This is a genomic window from Haematospirillum sp. H4485, from assembly GCF_012102745.1.
Taxonomy (GTDB): domain Bacteria; phylum Pseudomonadota; class Alphaproteobacteria; order Rhodospirillales; family Rhodospirillaceae; genus Haematospirillum.
This window is the reverse complement of the sequence record NZ_JAAVSY010000005.1, coordinates 38,899-54,071: the sequence shown is the minus strand read 5'-3', so window position 1 is coordinate 54,071 and position 15,173 is coordinate 38,899. Positions and strand designations below refer to the sequence as shown.

Sequence of the window (15,173 nt, the reverse complement as noted above, 5' to 3'; positions counted from 1 at the left end):
GGGTGTGTGAAAACAGCCTTGCCATATGAGGGCGATACTGCTAAAAACCCCGCCTCGACAGCGCGTTCCGGCGTAGCTCAGCGGTAGAGCCCCCGACTGTTAATCGGGTTGCCGTAGGTTCGAATCCTACCGCCGGAGCCATCGAATTAAAAAGGCACCCCGTATTCTGCGCGGGGTGCTTTTTTCATGCCCGGTGCATCGGATGTATGCAGGTATCCTGCCTTGATGTCGGCATGTCGTCGATAAAACCAGATTATGCCGATCGCATAATGCCAGCCAGATCACAACGTGTTGTATTATATGTTCTTGTACGTTCTTTTTTGCGTACACCATAGCGTGTTTGTGGTAATCAGAACGTAGCGTCAGGGTTTGTTCCATGCCTTGGCAACAGGCTGTGTGTTTGTGTGCTGTGTCGTGTGCGGGGGGTGTTTGTGACGGTTGGTTTTGATTGTGGGGCGGCGGACCCTGTTGACAGCCATCTGGGGCAATCCCTGCGGCAGTTCCGCAAGTTGCGTTTGTTGACGTTGTGTTCCCTGGGGCAGGTTGCCGGGGTGTCGCCGCAGCAGATCCACAAATACGAACGTGCGGTGGACCGTATTCCGGCGTCCCGCCTGTTTCGTATCGGCTGTTGTCTGGATGTGCCGGTCTAGGCTTTCTTTGATGGTCTTGAAGGGTGCGTGGCCCCCGCCGACTATCCGCTGGATGGTGATCAGCTGCGCCTTCTGGCCTGGCTGTCCGTGCTGACGGCGGAGCAGAAAAAAGCCGTTTTCCGTCTTGTGCAGTCCCTGGCCGGCATGGGCCGTTCCGGGGGGGGATGATCGCCGCGCTTTCTGCGTGGTGCCGCGTGATGGGCAGGTGACGGATGTCTGCGGGCGCGTTATGGTCCCCTCCATGACGTGCGGACATCCTGATACGCTTGAGCTTTTGCTGCCCGATGCCCCGGTTCTTGTTGCCGGTGCGGTGTCGGCGGTTGTGTTGACGCCCGATGGGGAGATCCTGACCCTGGACCGGGCGGCGGCTGTCCGTTGGCTTGCGTCTTCGGCTCCCCCGTTGGTGTGCCATGCGCCGGCGGTGGCGGCACGCTTGGGCTGTGCGCCTTTTCCGGCCTGTGATGTTCTGGAACTGTACGCTTTCGTGCGGCCGGCGGTCTTTTGCCTGCCGACGGTGGCCGGGCTGGCAGCGGCCTGTCATATTGCCTTGCCCGCTGGGCCGGAGCAGGAAGCAACCACCCTGTCGGCGGTTGTGGTGGCCCTGCTGCGGGATCTGTCCACCTTGTCGCGCACGTCACGGCACCAGGCGCGTGCGCTGGCCTGGGGGTTGCTGCGGGCGGGGTGGCCGTGGGCCCGCTGTGTGTTGCATGCCCTTGGTGAAACCGGCGACCCGCCGCACAGCCGAGTGGTGGCTGCGGGATTCCGGGTGTGGGAAAGCCTGCCGGAGATTTCCGAGCATGCGCCCGAACCGCCGGCCTCCTGTGTGCCGGTCAGCCCGGCCGATGCCCGTGCCCGGTTGGCACAGATTCTGGGCGGCGCTGCCGAGGACCGGCCGCAGCAGGCGGATTTTGCCTCGGCGTGCTGCGAGGCGTTCGAGCCCCGTGATGCCGAGGGGGAACCTCGGTTCGTGCTGGCCGAGGCCGGAACCGGTGTGGGCAAGACCCTGGGCTATGTCGCTCCGGCCAGCCTGTGGGCCGAGAAGAATGGCGGTGCGGTATGGTTGTCCACCTATACCCGCAACTTGCAGCGCCAGCTGGAGGATGAACTGGCCCGCCTGTACCCCGACCCGCGCGAGAAGGCGCGCCATGTTGTGGTCCGCAAGGGGCGCGAGAATTACCTGTGTCTGTTGAATCTGGAGGAAGCCGCCGGTCGCCTGTCGGTCAACCCGGCCCGGGCGGTTGCCCTGGGGCTGGTGGCCCGCTGGGCTTTGGCAACCCGTGACGGGGCCATGATTGGCGGTGATTTTCCGGGATGGCTGGTGGATATTCTGGGGCGTTCCACCGTAGCGGGCCTGACCGACCGCCGGGGGGAGTGTGTCTTTACCGCCTGCCCGCATTACAACCGTTGTTTTGTCGAACGGTCGGTGCGCAAGGCCCGCCGGGCGCGCATTGTGGTGGCCAACCATGCCCTGGTGATGCGGATGCTGGGCAACGGCTCTGCCGCGTCGGGGGGTGATCCCGGGGGCGGGCTGCCGGTCCGTTATGTATTTGACGAAGGCCACCATGTGTTCGAGGCGGCCGATGGTGCCTTTTCGGCTCATCTGGGGGCGCTGGAAACAGCGGAACTGCGGCGCTGGATTCTGGGGGCGGAAGAGGGCACCCGGTCCCGTGCCCGTGGGCTGCAACGCCGTGCCGAAGAATGCGTGCAGGATGATCCCGCCGCACAGGATGCCCTGGATGCGATCCTGCACGGGGCCCGCTGTTTGCCCGGGCCGGGGTGGATGAACCGTCTGGGGTCGGACAGCCCGCATGGCCCGGCGGAGCGGTTTTTGCACCGGGTGCGGCAGCAGGTGTATGCCCGGTCGCAGGAAGGCGGGCACCCGTATTCCTTGGAAGCGGATGTCGAGCCGCCGGTCCCCGGTCTGGCTGCTGCTGCGGCAGAGCTGGAGCGTGCCCTGGAAACCCAGTCCCGTCCGGTCCAGGACCTGATGAAGGCGCTGGCCGTGCGCCTGGATGCCGATGCAGCAGAGCTGGACGCATCGGTGCGCTTGCGGATGGAGGGGTTGATCCGGTCTCTGGAGCGCCGGGTGTTGCGGCATCTGTCTGCCTGGCGTGCCATGCTGGACAGCCTGCAGACCCGGACGCCGGAGACATATGTGGACTGGTTTGCTGTGGAACGGCTGGACGGGCGTGATTTTGATGTCGGCATGCGCCGGCACTGGATCGACCCCACATTGCCTTTTGCCCAGGTTCTGCAGGATGCGGCCCATGGCGTGCTGGTGGCTTCGGCAACGCTGCGGGATGGATCCGGTGATCCGGCCGTGGACTGGAAGGCTGCCGAGGCCCGCATCGGTGCCGTGCATCTTTCGTTGCCGGCTGTGCGGGCGGCGGTGGCGTCTCCGTTTGACTATGCCGGCCAGACCCGGGTGCTGGTGGTGACCGATGTACGCCGTGACGACGCGGCGCGGGTGGCGGCGGCGTTCCGGTCGCTGTTCCTGGCGTCCGGCGGAGGTGGTCTGGGGCTGTTTACGGCGGTATCCCGGTTGCGCGCTGTGTACGAACGCATCATGCCGGCAATGGCCGAACATGCCATTCCGCTGTACGCCCAGCATGTGAGCGGAATGGATACGGCCACGCTGGTTGACCTGTTTCGTGCCGACGAACCTTCGTGCCTTTTGGGAACGGATGCGCTGCGCGATGGCATGGATGTGCCGGGGCGTGCCCTGCGTCTGGTGGTGTTTGACCGGGTTCCCTGGCCCCGCCCGGACATCCTGCACCGGGTGCGGCGCAAGGCCTTTGGCGGGCGTGACTGGGATGACCGCCTGACACGGCTGCGCTTGAAGCAGGCCTTTGGAAGGCTGGTACGACGGGCGGATGACCGGGGTGTTTTTGTCCTGCTGGATCCGCTGTTGCCATCGCGTTTGCACGGGGCGTTTCCACCGGGGACCGAAGTGCGCCGCCTGGGTCTGGCCGATGCGGTGCGCGAGGTATCGGACTTTCTGGGACCTGTCCCGGCCTGCCCCCCGCCAGCCTGCCCCCCGACCGCGTAGGGAAGGGCAGGCCGGGGTATCCCTCAGGCGGCGATGCTGGCGTGCCCGAAGGCAAAGTTCCTGTACAGCTGCTGCACCCACTGGGTTACGTGGCCGTGCGGCAGGGTACGCCCTTCGATCTGGATGCAGGGCGATACCTTGGAGAAGTTGCCGGTGGCAAAGATCTCGTCGGCCTGCATCAGGTCATCATAGGACAGCGTTGTTTCTTCCACCAGGGTGCCATCGGCCTGCAACAGGGCAATAACACGCTGTCGTGTCAACCCGTTCAGGAAGCTGCCGTTCGGAACCGGGGTGCGGATGATGCCATCCTTGACCAGAAACAGGTTGGCGGCGGCAAATTCCGCCACGTTCCCGTGGTTGTCGAGCATGACCGCCGTATCGAAGCCGCGCTGCTGCGCGTCGCTGAGGGCCCGGCTGACATTCGGGTACAGGCAGGCGGCCTTGGCCGCAGTGGGTGCGGCATCGGGTGTCGGCCGGCGAAAGGGAGACTGGGTGGCGCTGAAGCCCTGGCTTGCGGGCGGCATGGCGATTTCAAACAGGTGCAGGGCAAAGCGGGTCGAGCTGGCATCAGGGACCAGAAAGCCGTTGTCACACCAGAACAGGGGTTTGATGTACAGGGCCTTCTTTCCGCCGCTGCGGGTAATACCTTCCCGGGCCAAGGCTGCGATATCCGCCCCGCCGAGGGTCGGGTTCAGCCCCAGGATGCGGGCAGACTGAACAACCCGTTCACAGTGGGCTTCCAGGTCCGGAGCTACACCTTCGTAGTAGCGTGCCCCGTCGAAGGCCGTGCTTCCCATCCATACGGACTGGGTGCCCGGTCCCATGATCATGGGGTTGCCGGTGTGCCAGGTGCCATCAACGAAAACTATGGAAATGCCGGGTTGGGTTGATTGTGTTGACATAAGCGCGCTCGTATTCCTTGCAGTTTGTTTCGAGACAAACCTGTTTCCTCGGCTGTCAGCATACAGGTTGCGCTGTATTTCTGCCAATAAATATACCTTACCGTGTGAGCGGTGGTGTTCGTGTCGATTTTTCGGGGATGTCTTTATTGGCTGGCCCAGAGGATTCGCGCCGACCAGGCGATGTCTGTCTGGTCTATGGCTTGATCCGTGCTGCCGGCCCCGAAGGGCTGGACGATCATGCGGGTTGCTGTTGTTCTTGTCAGTTCACCAATGATCAAGGTCTTGTCTTTGGTGTAGATGACAACCCGATCGCCGCGCCTTGCAGTTGCGTTTGGGGAGAGGATCAGCCGGTCGCCGTCGCGATAGACCGGCAGGCAAGTGTCACCGTGAATTTCCAGCGCCCAGGCGTCCGCATCCCTGACATCAGGAAAGGCGATGGCGTCCTGGGTGCTGTCGGGGGTGTTTCCGGCAGCATCCAGCCCGTTGCGGGCCTGATTCTGGCTGACCAGGGGCAGGATGGATTGTGGGGGGGGGGATGGTTCCGCCATGGCTTCAGCGGCCTGCTGCAGGAAATGTTCCGGACGCGTATCAGTGGCCTGCAAGACCTTGGACAGGCTTTCTGTCGTTGGCCAGCGGGGTTTGCCGTCGCGGCCAAACCGTTTGGACGGGTTGAACGTGGTCGGGTCCAGGCCTGCTTTTTTTGCCAGTGCCGATGGGGACAGTCCGTGATCTTCGGCCAGGCGGTCAAGGGCTGTCCACAGGGCGTGATGGGTAAGCATGCGTTCTGCTCTCCAGTTATCGGGAACACACTGTGTAAGCTCGCCCTTGACGAGCAAGGATTATATTCCTAGACCATGGGGTGCTTCTTGATAGTGTCTTAACGTGGAGACGACCTGATGGCAACACGGCGAAAGGCGCCGCGCCCCCTGAGTATACGAGAAAGTTGTCCGTTCATGAGTGCGGAGGAGGCTTGGTTATGGTTCTGGCGGTGCCAGCTGGCCCGTGACGAGGGGGCGCGTTTTGTGGCGGATGCCGGTGACACGGCGCGGCCCTGTGATCCCGATGATGTGTACCGTGTGGCGGCCGGGTTGCGGCAACAGAATGTGCTGGGAGCCCGGCAGGCCATGGTTCTGGCCCGTTACGGGCGTGCTTTGGCTCCGCCGGATGCCCGCCTGGAGGAAGAGCGGCAGGCCGCCCGGTGGTGGGAGGAGGGGCTGACCCTTCTGGAAGAGCCATTGCGGCGCAAGGGGATTGTCGGGTGATGGCCGGGGAGTCTGATGCCGTTGTTGGCTTTTCCGGCGTAGCGGATGTGCCCTTTCTCAAGATATTGCGCCCGGGGTTCCGTCATTGCCTGATCGCGGTCTGTGATGCCGGCCGTGGGGGGTGGGTTGTGGTCAATCCCATGGCGCACTGTACCGAAGTGATCGTGATGCCTGTTGATCCGGTGTGCCCGGCCCCGGATGTGGCGCAGGTGATGGCGGCGGGGGGCTATCAGACGGTTGTTACGCGGCGGGGTGTGCCGCCGCACCGTTTGGCGCCGGTGCGTGTCTTTAGTTGCGTGGAGGCGGTGAAGCGCATTCTGGGGCGTCGCTGGCCCTGGGTTCTGACGCCTTGGCAGTTGTACCGGGCGCTGTTGAATGAGAAAAAAGACCTTTAATAGGAAAATATTCTTGACTTTTGGGGCGTCTCTCTGTATACCAATCCCTGTCAACGCCGGAGGTGTGTCCACCGTGCCGGATTGCTGACGGGGGAAACCCGCCTGTCGTTCCGGCAGGCGGGCTTTTGGCGTTGGCGTGTTGTGTTTCTGGATTGTGTGAACAGGGGGATTTGATGGCCAGTTTTACGCCGTCCACCAATGCAGCCATGATGCTGGCCATGCGCCGTTTTGGTCCGTCTCATGCCGGGTCGGCCTTGCTGTCATCGCGTATGTCCGGTTCATCCGGGCTGCGTGGTTTGCCAATGCCCGAGATCCGTATTGCTCCTGTTGTTTCCGCTCCACCACCACCTCCTCCCCCGGCTCCCGCTCCGACAGAGCCGGCAGGCGGGAGGAGTGTGCCATCCGCGCCTGTCGTATCCGCGCCGGCAAAGCCATCCCGGGAATCGGTTGAGGCGGCGCGTCCGCGCCCGGTCCGGCCCCGGTATTTGCCCCTGTTGTCCGGATACTGGACTGAAACCCTGTCCGGTACATCGCGGGACCGGGGGGATGGTAGTTCAACCCTGTCGGGTCGTCGTTCGCTGCTGGGGGAATAGGGCATGGGGCGTTCCCTGGATATTCGTTTCAAGATGGACCCGGAACCCGGGCATGGTGGTGCCGAGGGTCTTCTGGCCCGTTATCAGCGGGCGCTGGAGCGTCGCCGTCTGTGGGAGGCGCACTGGCAGGAATGTTATGAATTTGCCTTGCCCCAGCGGACCGGCCTGTTCGGGGCTCCGGTCGGGGGAAAGCGCACGGACCGTCTGTTTGACGGGACGGCGCCCGATGCCGTGGACCAGCTGGCCGCAAGCTTGCTGGCCGAGTTGACGCCGCCCTGGACCCGGTGGTTCGGTCTGGAGGGTGGCGTCGGGCTGGACGAGGTGGGGCGGGCGTCTCTGGCACCGCTGCTGGAAGATGTGGCCGAGACACTGCGTCTGCATTTCGACCGCTCGACCTTTGCGGTGGAGCTGCACCAGTGTTTCCTGGATCTGGTGACAATCGGTACGGCGGCCTTGCTGTTCGAGGAAGCCCCGCCGGGCGAGATCAGCGCCTTTCGTTTTTCGGCAATCCCGATGACGGAGCTGACCCTGGACGAAGGGCCTTCGGGGCGGCTGGATGTGGTGTATCGCCATGCCGCGATGCCGTTGTCCCATGTGCGGCACCGGTTCCCGGACGCCGATGTGCCGGATGTGCGCCCGGGGGGCGATGACAGCGGCGACCCGCTGGTAGAGGTTCTGGAAGCTTCCGAGCCTGTACCGAACGGGTACCGGTATACGGCGCTGTTGCTGCCATCGGGTTCGCATTGGTCCGGGGAGCGGACTGTTGTGCTGCGTGACGGAATGTTTCCGGCCTCGCCGTTTGTGTGTTTCCGCTGGCTGAAAGCACCGGGGGAGGCATACGGGCGGTCGCCGGTGATGAAGGCGCTGCCCGATATCAAGACGGCCAACAAGGTGGTGGAGCTGGTGCTGCGCAATGCATCGATTGCGGTGACCGGGATCTGGATGGCCGAGGATGACGGTGTGCTCAATCCGGCAAACATTTCGCTGTTGCCGGGATCGATCATTCCCAAGGCACCGGGATCCAGCGGGTTGACGCCGCTGGCCACCCCGGGGCGGTTTGATGTCAGCCAGCTGGTTTTGGATGACCTGCGGGCGCGGATCCGCCATGCGTTGCTGGCCGATCGTCTGGGGCAGGTCAACAGCCCGCGGATGACCGCGACCGAGGTTCTGGAGCGATCCACCCAGATGGCCCGTATCCTGGGCGCGACCTATGGGCGTTTGCAGACCGAACTGCTGACGCCGCTGGTCATGCGGGCGGTCTCGATCCTGCGGCGGCGCGGGGAAATACCGGATCTTCGGGTGGACGGGCGTCTGGTGGACCTGCGCTACAGCGCCCCGGTGGCCCGCCAGCAGGCCCGGGATGATGCCCGCAACGCGCTGATGTGGCTGGACAGCCTGCGGCGTCTGGGGCCGGAAGGCATGGCGGTGGTTGATCCGGCCGCAGCCGCACGTTGGCTGGGCCGGGCGCTGGGGGTGCCGGCGGATCTGCTGGCCTCACCGCTTCCGGTGCCGGTACGGCCGGTTCCGGATGGGGATTCCAGTCCAACGGATGCAGGTGAAGGAGACGGCACATGACGCAAGACGCCGGGCGCGATGCCTGGCTGTTTCCGGGGCCGGGGCACGGTGTTGTCCCCGACCCGGAGCAGGCAACCGGGCTGGCCACGGCGGCGGCGCGGTGCTTTGCCGGTGTGGACGGGCAGTGTGTGCTGGAGGCCTTGGTCGGGATGACCCTGCATCGGACAGCCGGGCCGGCGTTGCCGGATGCGGCGCTGCGTCACCTGGAAGGACAAAGGGCCTTGGTTGCCTGGTTGCTGGCCTTGATTGATCGCGGCGGCGGAGTGGTTCCGTTGTACCGGAAGACATGCAGTAACGAGAGGACGGAATGATCCATTTATCTGATACACCCAGTACCGCTGTTTCTGTCGGGGGGGGGTGCCCCTCCGGCTTTGGCGGCGGAACGTCCGGCTGTTTCCCGCAGCGGGGCGGCGGATGCCGAGCGTGAAGCCCTGGTGCAGGCGTGCCGGGAGCTGGAGGCCCGGTTGCAGGCCGGCAAAGGGGGTTCGGGGCCTGAATCCGGGTTTGACGGGCGCCGGGCCCTTGATCGTTTGCGCGGGGTGCCGGACAAGCCGGAGGATTATTGTATTACCTGCCATCACCCGTTGCTGGAGCCGGATTCTGATGTGAACGCCCGTCTGCACCGGTGTGGCTTTACGGCCGAGCAGGCGCAGCTGGTCTATGACCTGGCGCTTGAAAAAGTGATCCCGGTTCTGGAGCAGATGGCCGAAGTCTTTGAGGCGGAGTGCCAGAAGACGCGTCTGGTACAGCATTTCGGGGGGGAGGACCGCTGGCACGAGATTCAGCGTCAGGTTATGGCCTGGGGGCGGGCGAATCTGTCGGCGGATGTTCTGGAGACCCTGTCACGAACGGCAGAGGGGGTGATTGCCCTGCACCGGATGATGACCTCTCCGGAACCGGGGCTGGGCCGGTCTGGCGGGGCAGGTGTGGCGGCATCGGAAGACGATATCCGGAGTCTGATGCGTGATCCCCGCTATTGGCGCGACCGCGACCCGGCGTTGGTCCGCCGCGTGAGCGAGGGATTCCGGCGCCTGTATCCCGGATAGGGAGGTGGCTGGTCAGTTCCCCTTGCGGGCGTTGTTGAGGCGTTCCCCGGATTCCAGGACCTGTTTGACCGCCCGTTCGGAGTCGTCCACCATCGCCCGCAAATCGGCGATATAGCGTTTCATGGTGTTTGCAACGGTCCGGAATTCCGGTTCGTAGCGTCCGGCACCGGCGGCCTCGATGGCGATGTTGGTGGCAATACCGTTGGATTGCTCGGCGATACGCCGGATGGTCTGGGCGTGGACAGAAATCTGCTTGGCATGGTCGCTGATGGTGGAGATCGCGCTTTGTTCCTGATCTTCCCTTTCCCGGTCGGACAACTCGTGCACGGGAAGGGAACTGGCGTTTTCCTCACCACCTTCGCCGCCTGACGTGCCGTTGTTGGACGCAACCAGTTCTTCGGCCCGGGCCTGCAGGGTGTTCATGTCTTCCTGAACCCGGTTCAGCTGGCTGACCAGCTGCCGGGTGTACTGGGTCAGGGCCCGCACGGCCACGCCGGCGGTTCCGGCCCGGCCGGCGGCCAGTTCGGCATTCAGTGACAGAATCCGCATGTCTTCGGACAGTTCACGCAGTTTGACAAAGGCCTGCAGGGCGGTTTCGCACTGGGTGAACATTTCGCCGGCCCGGCCTTCAAGGCGGTGCTCGACAACAACCGGTGCGTCGGCCGGGATTTCTGCGGCTGCTTCTGTGGCTGCTTCTGTGGACACGTCGTTGCCTCGTCTGCCACGGGGTTGACTGGGGTCTGCGCGGCGCAATCCGGGACCGTTTCCGGGCGGATGTGGACGAACCAGGGCCACACCGTCCCAAGGATACGAGCCCCGGGCGACGGTGCAACACAAATGACGGTTTTCGGGTGTTTGTTTTTCCGCCGGGTCGTGTCCTGCTCCCCGTTGTCGTTTTTCAACCATAAGGAGCTTTTATGTCAGTCTCTGTCGACAAGTCTTTTATCAAGCATTTTCAGGCCGATGTGCATCTGGCCTATCAGCAGTACGGGTCCCGCCTGCGCCCGACGGTGCGCAGCAAGGGAGGAATAAGGGGGAGTTCGACCGTTTTCCAGAAGGTTGGCAAGGGCACGGCCTCGACCAAGGCGCGCCATGGCATGGTTCCGGTCATGAACATGGACCATACCCCGGTGGAATGTATCCTTCAGGATTATTATGCCGGGGATTGGGTGGACCGCCTGGACGAGCTGAAGACCAGCCTGGACGAGCGGGCCGTTCTGGTAAAGGCGGGGGCCGGTGCCCTGGGGCGCAAGACCGACGAGCTGATTCTGGCCGAGATGGCCAAGGCAACCGTGTCGGCGCTGGACGGTACAACCGGGATGACGCGGGAAAAGGCCCTGGCCGCTTTCGAGCAACTGGGCAATGCCGATGTGCCCGATGACGGCGAACGGTTTGTGATTGTCGGCTGGAAGCAATGGTCTGAACTTCTGAAGATTTCTGAATTTGCGCGTTCGGATTATATAGGACCCGACGCGTTGCCGTGGCAGGGTACCCAGGCCAAGCGGTGGTTGGGCAGTTTGTGGATGCCTCATACCGGTCTGCCCCTGTTTGAAGGAAAAGTGCGCAGCTGTTTCTGGTATCACCGTACGGCGGTCGGGCATGCTGTTGGCTCTGATGTGGTGACGGATATTTCCTGGCACGGCGACCGGGCTGCCCATTTTGTCAACAATATGATGAGTCAGGGTGCGGCCCTGATTGATACCCGGGGCATTGTTTCCATGCCATGCCTGGAAACATGAGGATTGCTGCCACGATTGCATGATTGCAGGACAAAGGAATGCCGCCATGGCTTTTGAACGTTGCAACCTGTCTGTTCTGTCGTATGCCAATGGATTTACCCAGTGGCATTACCGGACTAAAGATACCACCCTGGCAACCGGGTATTTCAACAGCGTGGCGGACATGCTGCGCAAGGGGGACCTGATGGTGGTCAACCTGGATGATGAAAACACCCGCACCGTGGCCCTGTACCGGGTCCAGGATGCGGGACGTTCAGGGGTGACTGTCACGGCCCTGTCCTGACAGCCGGTTCACGGTGATGTCTCCCCTATTACGCAGTGAGAGAAATAATGAATACAGTGTTTGACAGTTCCGGTGCGGGACCTGGCACAGGGTCTTCTGCCGGGGTGATGGATGTTGCCGATCTGGGGCGCATGTTGGCTGATGTGGCCGGTATCCGCCGCCGGAAATCAGGCGGGCGGGAGTGTTTCTCCCGCCTGGCCGAGCAGTTCCGCCAGAGTGGCTTTGACGGACTCCAGGACCATGCGGTGATGAGGGAGTCCCGTCGAGGGCGGCGGCGTTCGATCCCGGTGGCGGTGGTTGAACGTGTTGTAGCCATGGCCCTGGAGCATCCGGCGTGGGGGCAGGTCCGCCTGTACGCAGCCTTGGCCGATGAGGGCATGGCCCTGTCCGCCGCGTTGGTCCAGCGTGTTCTGGGGGACAATGGCCTGGGCGGTGCGGTGGATCGTTGGTTGGCCCTGGAACAGCAATGGGCTGCGGGTACGCTGGTCCTGAGCGCGGAACAGACCGCGTTTGTGGAACGCATGAACCCGTGCTTCCGCGAGTTGTCGCCGGTTTCAAAGGCCCCGGGCGAGGTTCTGGACGCGGACAGCTTCTTTGTCTTTTGTCCCGGACGCGGAAGTAAGGTGTACCTGCATGCCGTGGTGGACACCTTTTCGTCCTATGCTTTCGGGTTTCTGCATGACAGTCGTCGCCCGGAAGCCGCGACCGCAGTTCTGCACAATATGGCGCTGCCGTTCTTCCGCCGTCATGGCTGGCCTGTTCATGTCGTGCGAACTGATACCGGGCGGGAATTTGTCGGCGGGGCCAGGCACCTGTACCAGACGTATCTGGATCTGGCGGGGATCGGGCATCAGACAGTTGATTCCCTGCCATCCCGGCGCGGCAGTTTTGTCGAACGGTTTCGCGACACTGTGCGTGAGGAGTTCTTCCTGCCCCGGATCCGGGAGCGGCCTTTCGGGACGCTGGAAGCGGTGCAGGTCGCCTTTGCGGCATGGTTGAAGGATTACAACACCCGTCGCCCCGGGAAGGGCTGGCCGAATATGGGGCAGACCCCGCAGGCCGTTCTGGACGCGTTTTCCGGTACCGGGGATCCTGCCGGGCCGGGCGTCTGAAGCCTGTGCGGTTCGTTGTCTGTGGTGTTGGTGAAAGGAAGCAGGCATGGCCCTGGACAGGATTGATATCTGCAACCGCGCGCTGCTGATGATCGGCGCCCTGCCGGTTTCGTCGCTGGAAGATCCGACCCCGGTGGCCGAGGTGGCGCGCCATTTCTATGATATGGTCCGCGATGCCTTTCTGTCGGTGCATCCGTGGAATTTTGCCCTGACCACCGAAGTGGTGCCGGTCATGCCGTCTGTATCGTGTTCGGGGTATGCCTTTACGGCACCTTTGCCGGTGGCGTGTCTGCGGGTTTTGTCGGTCGGGCGTGTCGGACAGGACCGGGGGGTGGCGTACCGCATTGTGGGGCGTCAGGTGGAGTGTGACGCCTCGCCGGTTGTCCTGCATTACATTGCCGCCGTTCCGGAGAGTGTGTTTCCGGCTTTTTTTGTCAATGCCCTGGTCTTGCGCCTGGCGGCGGCGTTCTGTTTGCCCCTGACCGAAAGCGCGGGGCGGGCGGATCACCTGTGGCAGGCGGCGGAGCAGGAGTTCCGGCGGGCGCGGGCGGTTGATTCCAGCGAGGATACGCCAAAGCGTGTGGGCAGCAGCATTCTTCTGGATGTGCGGCGATGAGCGGGCATGGTCATGTCAAGTCCAACTTCACGGCCGGGGAGCTGGCCCCCGATCTGCTGGGGCGGGTGGACCTGCGCCTGTGGGACAATGGTGCGGCGTGTTTGCGCAATGTTCTGGTGCGTCCGACCGGGGGCATAACTCGCCGTCCCGGTTTGCGGTGGCTGGCTGTTGCGTCGGGTCCGGGTCGTCTTCTGTCCTTTGAGTTCAACACGGCGCTGGTCTTTGTGCTGGTGTCGACCGACCGGAAGATGACCGTGTTCAGGCCGCTGCCATCGGGGCAGGAGGTCCAGTATATCCAGGCGCTGGAAACCCCGTGGACGCTGGAGCATCTGGCCGCGATCAACTGGAGCCAGAGCAGCGACACCCTGCTGGTGGTTCATCCGCTGGTGCCGCCGCACAAGATTGTCTGCCATGCAGAGGATTCCTGGTCGGTGACGCCGTGGGTCTTTGAAACCGGGCAGGGAGGTGTTCCCAAGGTACCGTTTGCCCGGTTTGCACCGCTTGACGTTGCCTTGCGCACGGATGGCGGTGTGACCGGAGAGGTGCACCTGCATGCCGACAAGCCGTTCTTTACCCCGGCGCATGTTGGCGGGTGGATCCGTTTGCGCGGGGTGCCGGTGAAATTGCTGTCCCGGGTGACAGCGCAAAAAATGAAGGCGCGGGTCGAGGGAACCCTGCCTGCGGCCGCATACAGCACCGACTGGGTGGAAGCAGTTTTTTCCGAAGCACGGGGGTGGCCGGTTTCGGTCACGTTTCACCAGAACCGTCTGGTGATCGGGGGGTCGCGGGATTTGCCGCATCACTTGTGGCTGTCGCGGGTGGGGGATTTTTTCAACTTTGACCCCGGGCAGGGGCTGGATGACGATGCGTTGCACATGCCGATCCTGTCGGATCAGGTCAACGCCATCCGCCATGTGTTCCCGGGCCGCCACCTGCAGGTGTTTACCACCGGGGCAGAGTGGATGGTGCTGGGGGAACCCCTGAGCCCGGCCAGTATCCTGGTTCGTCGGCAGACCGGGATCGGCAGCCTGGCATCCCGCTCCATTCCGCCCTGTGATGTGGACGGAGCCACGGTCTTTGTGGCTGCCGGCGGGCGGGAGCTGCGGGCCTTCCTGTTTTCCGACAGCGAGCAGGCCTATCAGGCCCAGGATCTGTCGCTGATGGCTTCGCACCGGGTGGAGGACCCAGTGGACATGGATTATGACCCGCGCTGGCGTCTGCTGCATATGGTGATGGGTGCGGGGACCATGGCAACTGTCACCAACTATCGCCGCGAGCAGATCACCGCCTGGAGTGTCCAGGAAACCGACGGGGACATTTTGTCGGTGCGGGTCTGTGGCGGGTTGACCTGTCTTCTGGTCCGTCGTGGTGCGGTGGTGTGTCTGGAGTGTCTGGACGAGACCGCCTTTACCGACTGTGCCCAGAAAAGGGAAACCCGCAGGGCGGTGGCATCGCTGGGCGGGCTGGTGGCGCTGGACAACAAGCAGGTGTATGTGGCGGGTGCGGATCAGGGCTTTGTGCTGGCGACCGTGCGCCGGGGGTGGGTTCATCTGTCGCATCCCCTGCGGTCGCCCGATGTCGGCCTGCCGTTTGCCCATGTTGTGGAGCCGTTGCCGCCCGCTGTTGCAGGGGCAGGCGGAGGCGTATACGGGCGCAGCATCCGCCTGATCCGGGCTTCGTTCCGGGTTCTGGGGACAGGGCATCTGGTTGTGGATACCGGTTCCGGCCCGGTGCCGGTTGATTTCTGTGCTGCTGTGCCACTGTCCTTTCGCGGGGATGCAGAGGACGACAAGGCGGTGTGCGAGGTTGCCGTGCGGGCGCTGGGCTGGCGGACCGGGCATCCCCGGCCATTGTGGCGTATCGAGCAGGATACGCCGGCACCCTGCACCATTCTTTCGGTTCTGACCGATCTTCGTTCCGCCGGCTGAGAAGCCGGTTTTTTTTATGATCC

Annotated in this window: 17 protein-coding genes and 1 tRNA gene; 15 read left to right on the top strand and 3 right to left on the bottom strand. The window is 63.5% G+C overall.

Annotated elements, in window-relative coordinates; all coding sequences use genetic code 11:
* Positions 1–66 precede the first annotated feature (66 nt).
* The 4 genes from HEQ61_RS05485 (at position 67) to HEQ61_RS05470 (ending at position 3,699) form a co-directional block, all read left to right on the top strand.
* Positions 67–141 (top strand) — tRNA-Asn (locus HEQ61_RS05485).
* A 290-nt stretch (positions 142–431) separates the two neighbouring features.
* Positions 432–650, top strand: coding sequence for a helix-turn-helix domain-containing protein (locus HEQ61_RS11235; RefSeq protein ID WP_168020275.1), 219 nt, complete (start codon positions 432–434; stop codon positions 648–650).
* A gap of 27 nt (positions 651–677) precedes the next feature.
* Positions 678–818, top strand: a complete 141-nt coding sequence (locus tag HEQ61_RS05475) for a hypothetical protein (RefSeq protein WP_168020273.1) — start codon at positions 678–680, stop codon at positions 816–818.
* Positions 819–879: 61 nt separating this feature from the next.
* Positions 880–3,699 carry an ATP-dependent DNA helicase gene (locus HEQ61_RS05470; RefSeq protein WP_415877250.1) on the top strand — a complete coding sequence of 940 codons (2,820 nt, stop codon included), beginning with the start codon at positions 880–882 and terminating at the stop codon, positions 3,697–3,699.
* A gap of 23 nt (positions 3,700–3,722) precedes the next feature.
* Here HEQ61_RS05470 and HEQ61_RS05465 read toward each other — a convergent pair whose 3' ends face one another.
* Together HEQ61_RS05465 and HEQ61_RS05460 are read right to left on the bottom strand one after the other, a co-directional pair.
* On the bottom strand, positions 3,723–4,601 hold the full coding sequence (locus HEQ61_RS05465; protein WP_168020271.1) for a branched-chain amino acid aminotransferase: 879 nt from the start codon (positions 4,599–4,601) through the stop codon (positions 3,723–3,725).
* Between the two features lie 143 nt (positions 4,602–4,744).
* Positions 4,745–5,380 (bottom strand): S24 family peptidase, encoded by a 636-nt coding sequence (locus HEQ61_RS05460; protein ID WP_168020270.1) that lies wholly within the window; start codon positions 5,378–5,380, stop codon positions 4,745–4,747.
* Positions 5,381–5,497: 117 nt separating this feature from the next.
* On the opposite strand from HEQ61_RS05460, the gene HEQ61_RS05455 reads away from it, so the two are divergent.
* The 6 genes from HEQ61_RS05455 to HEQ61_RS05430 all read left to right on the top strand — a co-directional run bounded on the left by HEQ61_RS05455 (position 5,498) and on the right by HEQ61_RS05430 (position 9,472).
* Complete coding sequence (locus tag HEQ61_RS05455; RefSeq protein WP_168020269.1) at positions 5,498–5,863, top strand: hypothetical protein; 366 nt, start codon at positions 5,498–5,500, stop codon at positions 5,861–5,863.
* Positions 5,863–6,258: a hypothetical protein gene (locus HEQ61_RS05450; RefSeq protein ID WP_168020268.1), complete on the top strand. Its 396-nt coding sequence runs from the start codon at positions 5,863–5,865 to the stop codon at positions 6,256–6,258. The genes HEQ61_RS05455 and HEQ61_RS05450 overlap by 1 nt, the downstream gene beginning before the upstream one ends.
* 173 nt (positions 6,259–6,431) lie before the next feature.
* On the top strand, positions 6,432–6,851 hold the full coding sequence (locus tag HEQ61_RS05445; protein WP_168020267.1) for a hypothetical protein: 420 nt from the start codon (positions 6,432–6,434) through the stop codon (positions 6,849–6,851).
* 3 nt (positions 6,852–6,854) lie between these two features.
* The gene (locus tag HEQ61_RS05440) at positions 6,855–8,426 is read left to right on the top strand and encodes a portal protein (protein ID WP_245183145.1); all 1,572 of its coding nucleotides are present in this window, start codon (positions 6,855–6,857) and stop codon (positions 8,424–8,426) included.
* Positions 8,423–8,737, top strand: a complete 315-nt coding sequence (locus tag HEQ61_RS05435) for a hypothetical protein (RefSeq protein WP_209315660.1) — start codon at positions 8,423–8,425, stop codon at positions 8,735–8,737. The genes HEQ61_RS05440 and HEQ61_RS05435 overlap by 4 nt, the downstream gene beginning before the upstream one ends.
* 60 nt (positions 8,738–8,797) lie before the next feature.
* Positions 8,798–9,472, top strand: a complete 675-nt coding sequence (locus HEQ61_RS05430) for a capsid assembly protein (RefSeq protein WP_168020266.1) — start codon at positions 8,798–8,800, stop codon at positions 9,470–9,472.
* Between the two features lie 12 nt (positions 9,473–9,484).
* On the opposite strand, the gene HEQ61_RS05425 is transcribed toward HEQ61_RS05430, so the two are convergent.
* Positions 9,485–10,177 (bottom strand): chemotaxis protein, encoded by a 693-nt coding sequence (locus HEQ61_RS05425; RefSeq protein WP_168020265.1) that lies wholly within the window; start codon positions 10,175–10,177, stop codon positions 9,485–9,487.
* A gap of 212 nt (positions 10,178–10,389) precedes the next feature.
* On the opposite strand from HEQ61_RS05425, the gene HEQ61_RS05420 reads away from it, so the two are divergent.
* Genes HEQ61_RS05420 through HEQ61_RS05400 form a run of 5 tightly spaced genes read left to right on the top strand, consistent with a single transcriptional unit; the run spans position 10,390 to position 15,150 of the window.
* Positions 10,390–11,211, top strand: coding sequence for a phage capsid protein (locus tag HEQ61_RS05420; protein WP_168020264.1), 822 nt, complete (start codon positions 10,390–10,392; stop codon positions 11,209–11,211).
* 46 nt (positions 11,212–11,257) lie between these two features.
* Positions 11,258–11,494 (top strand): hypothetical protein, encoded by a 237-nt coding sequence (locus tag HEQ61_RS05415; RefSeq protein WP_168020263.1) that lies wholly within the window; start codon positions 11,258–11,260, stop codon positions 11,492–11,494.
* A 47-nt stretch (positions 11,495–11,541) separates the two neighbouring features.
* On the top strand, positions 11,542–12,606 hold the full coding sequence (locus tag HEQ61_RS05410; protein WP_168020262.1) for a DDE-type integrase/transposase/recombinase: 1,065 nt from the start codon (positions 11,542–11,544) through the stop codon (positions 12,604–12,606).
* 46 nt (positions 12,607–12,652) lie between these two features.
* Positions 12,653–13,222, top strand: coding sequence for a hypothetical protein (locus tag HEQ61_RS05405; protein ID WP_168020261.1), 570 nt, complete (start codon positions 12,653–12,655; stop codon positions 13,220–13,222).
* Positions 13,219–15,150: a hypothetical protein gene (locus HEQ61_RS05400; RefSeq protein WP_168020260.1), complete on the top strand. Its 1,932-nt coding sequence runs from the start codon at positions 13,219–13,221 to the stop codon at positions 15,148–15,150. The genes HEQ61_RS05405 and HEQ61_RS05400 overlap by 4 nt, the downstream gene beginning before the upstream one ends.
* Positions 15,151–15,173 lie beyond the last annotated feature (23 nt).

Bases quoted from the DNA above. Each gene is read 5' to 3' on its own strand.
- HEQ61_RS05470 (WP_415877250.1), top strand. From the start codon at position 880: ATGGTCCCCTCCATGACGTGCGGACATCCTGATACGCTTGAGCTTTTG.
- HEQ61_RS05465 (WP_168020271.1), bottom strand. From the start codon at position 4,601: ATGTCAACACAATCAACCCAACCCGGCATTTCCATAGTTTTCGTTGAT.
- HEQ61_RS05460 (WP_168020270.1), bottom strand. From the start codon at position 5,380: ATGCTTACCCATCACGCCCTGTGGACAGCCCTTGACCGCCTGGCCGAA.
- HEQ61_RS05455 (WP_168020269.1), top strand. From the start codon at position 5,498: ATGGCAACACGGCGAAAGGCGCCGCGCCCCCTGAGTATACGAGAAAGT.
- HEQ61_RS05450 (WP_168020268.1), top strand. From the start codon at position 5,863: ATGGCCGGGGAGTCTGATGCCGTTGTTGGCTTTTCCGGCGTAGCGGAT.
- HEQ61_RS05445 (WP_168020267.1), top strand. From the start codon at position 6,432: ATGGCCAGTTTTACGCCGTCCACCAATGCAGCCATGATGCTGGCCATG.
- HEQ61_RS05440 (WP_245183145.1), top strand. From the start codon at position 6,855: ATGGGGCGTTCCCTGGATATTCGTTTCAAGATGGACCCGGAACCCGGG.
- HEQ61_RS05435 (WP_209315660.1), top strand. From the start codon at position 8,423: ATGACGCAAGACGCCGGGCGCGATGCCTGGCTGTTTCCGGGGCCGGGG.
- HEQ61_RS05420 (WP_168020264.1), top strand. From the start codon at position 10,390: ATGTCAGTCTCTGTCGACAAGTCTTTTATCAAGCATTTTCAGGCCGAT.
- HEQ61_RS05415 (WP_168020263.1), top strand. From the start codon at position 11,258: ATGGCTTTTGAACGTTGCAACCTGTCTGTTCTGTCGTATGCCAATGGA.
- HEQ61_RS05410 (WP_168020262.1), top strand. From the start codon at position 11,542: ATGAATACAGTGTTTGACAGTTCCGGTGCGGGACCTGGCACAGGGTCT.
- HEQ61_RS05405 (WP_168020261.1), top strand. From the start codon at position 12,653: ATGGCCCTGGACAGGATTGATATCTGCAACCGCGCGCTGCTGATGATC.
- HEQ61_RS05400 (WP_168020260.1), top strand. From the start codon at position 13,219: ATGAGCGGGCATGGTCATGTCAAGTCCAACTTCACGGCCGGGGAGCTG.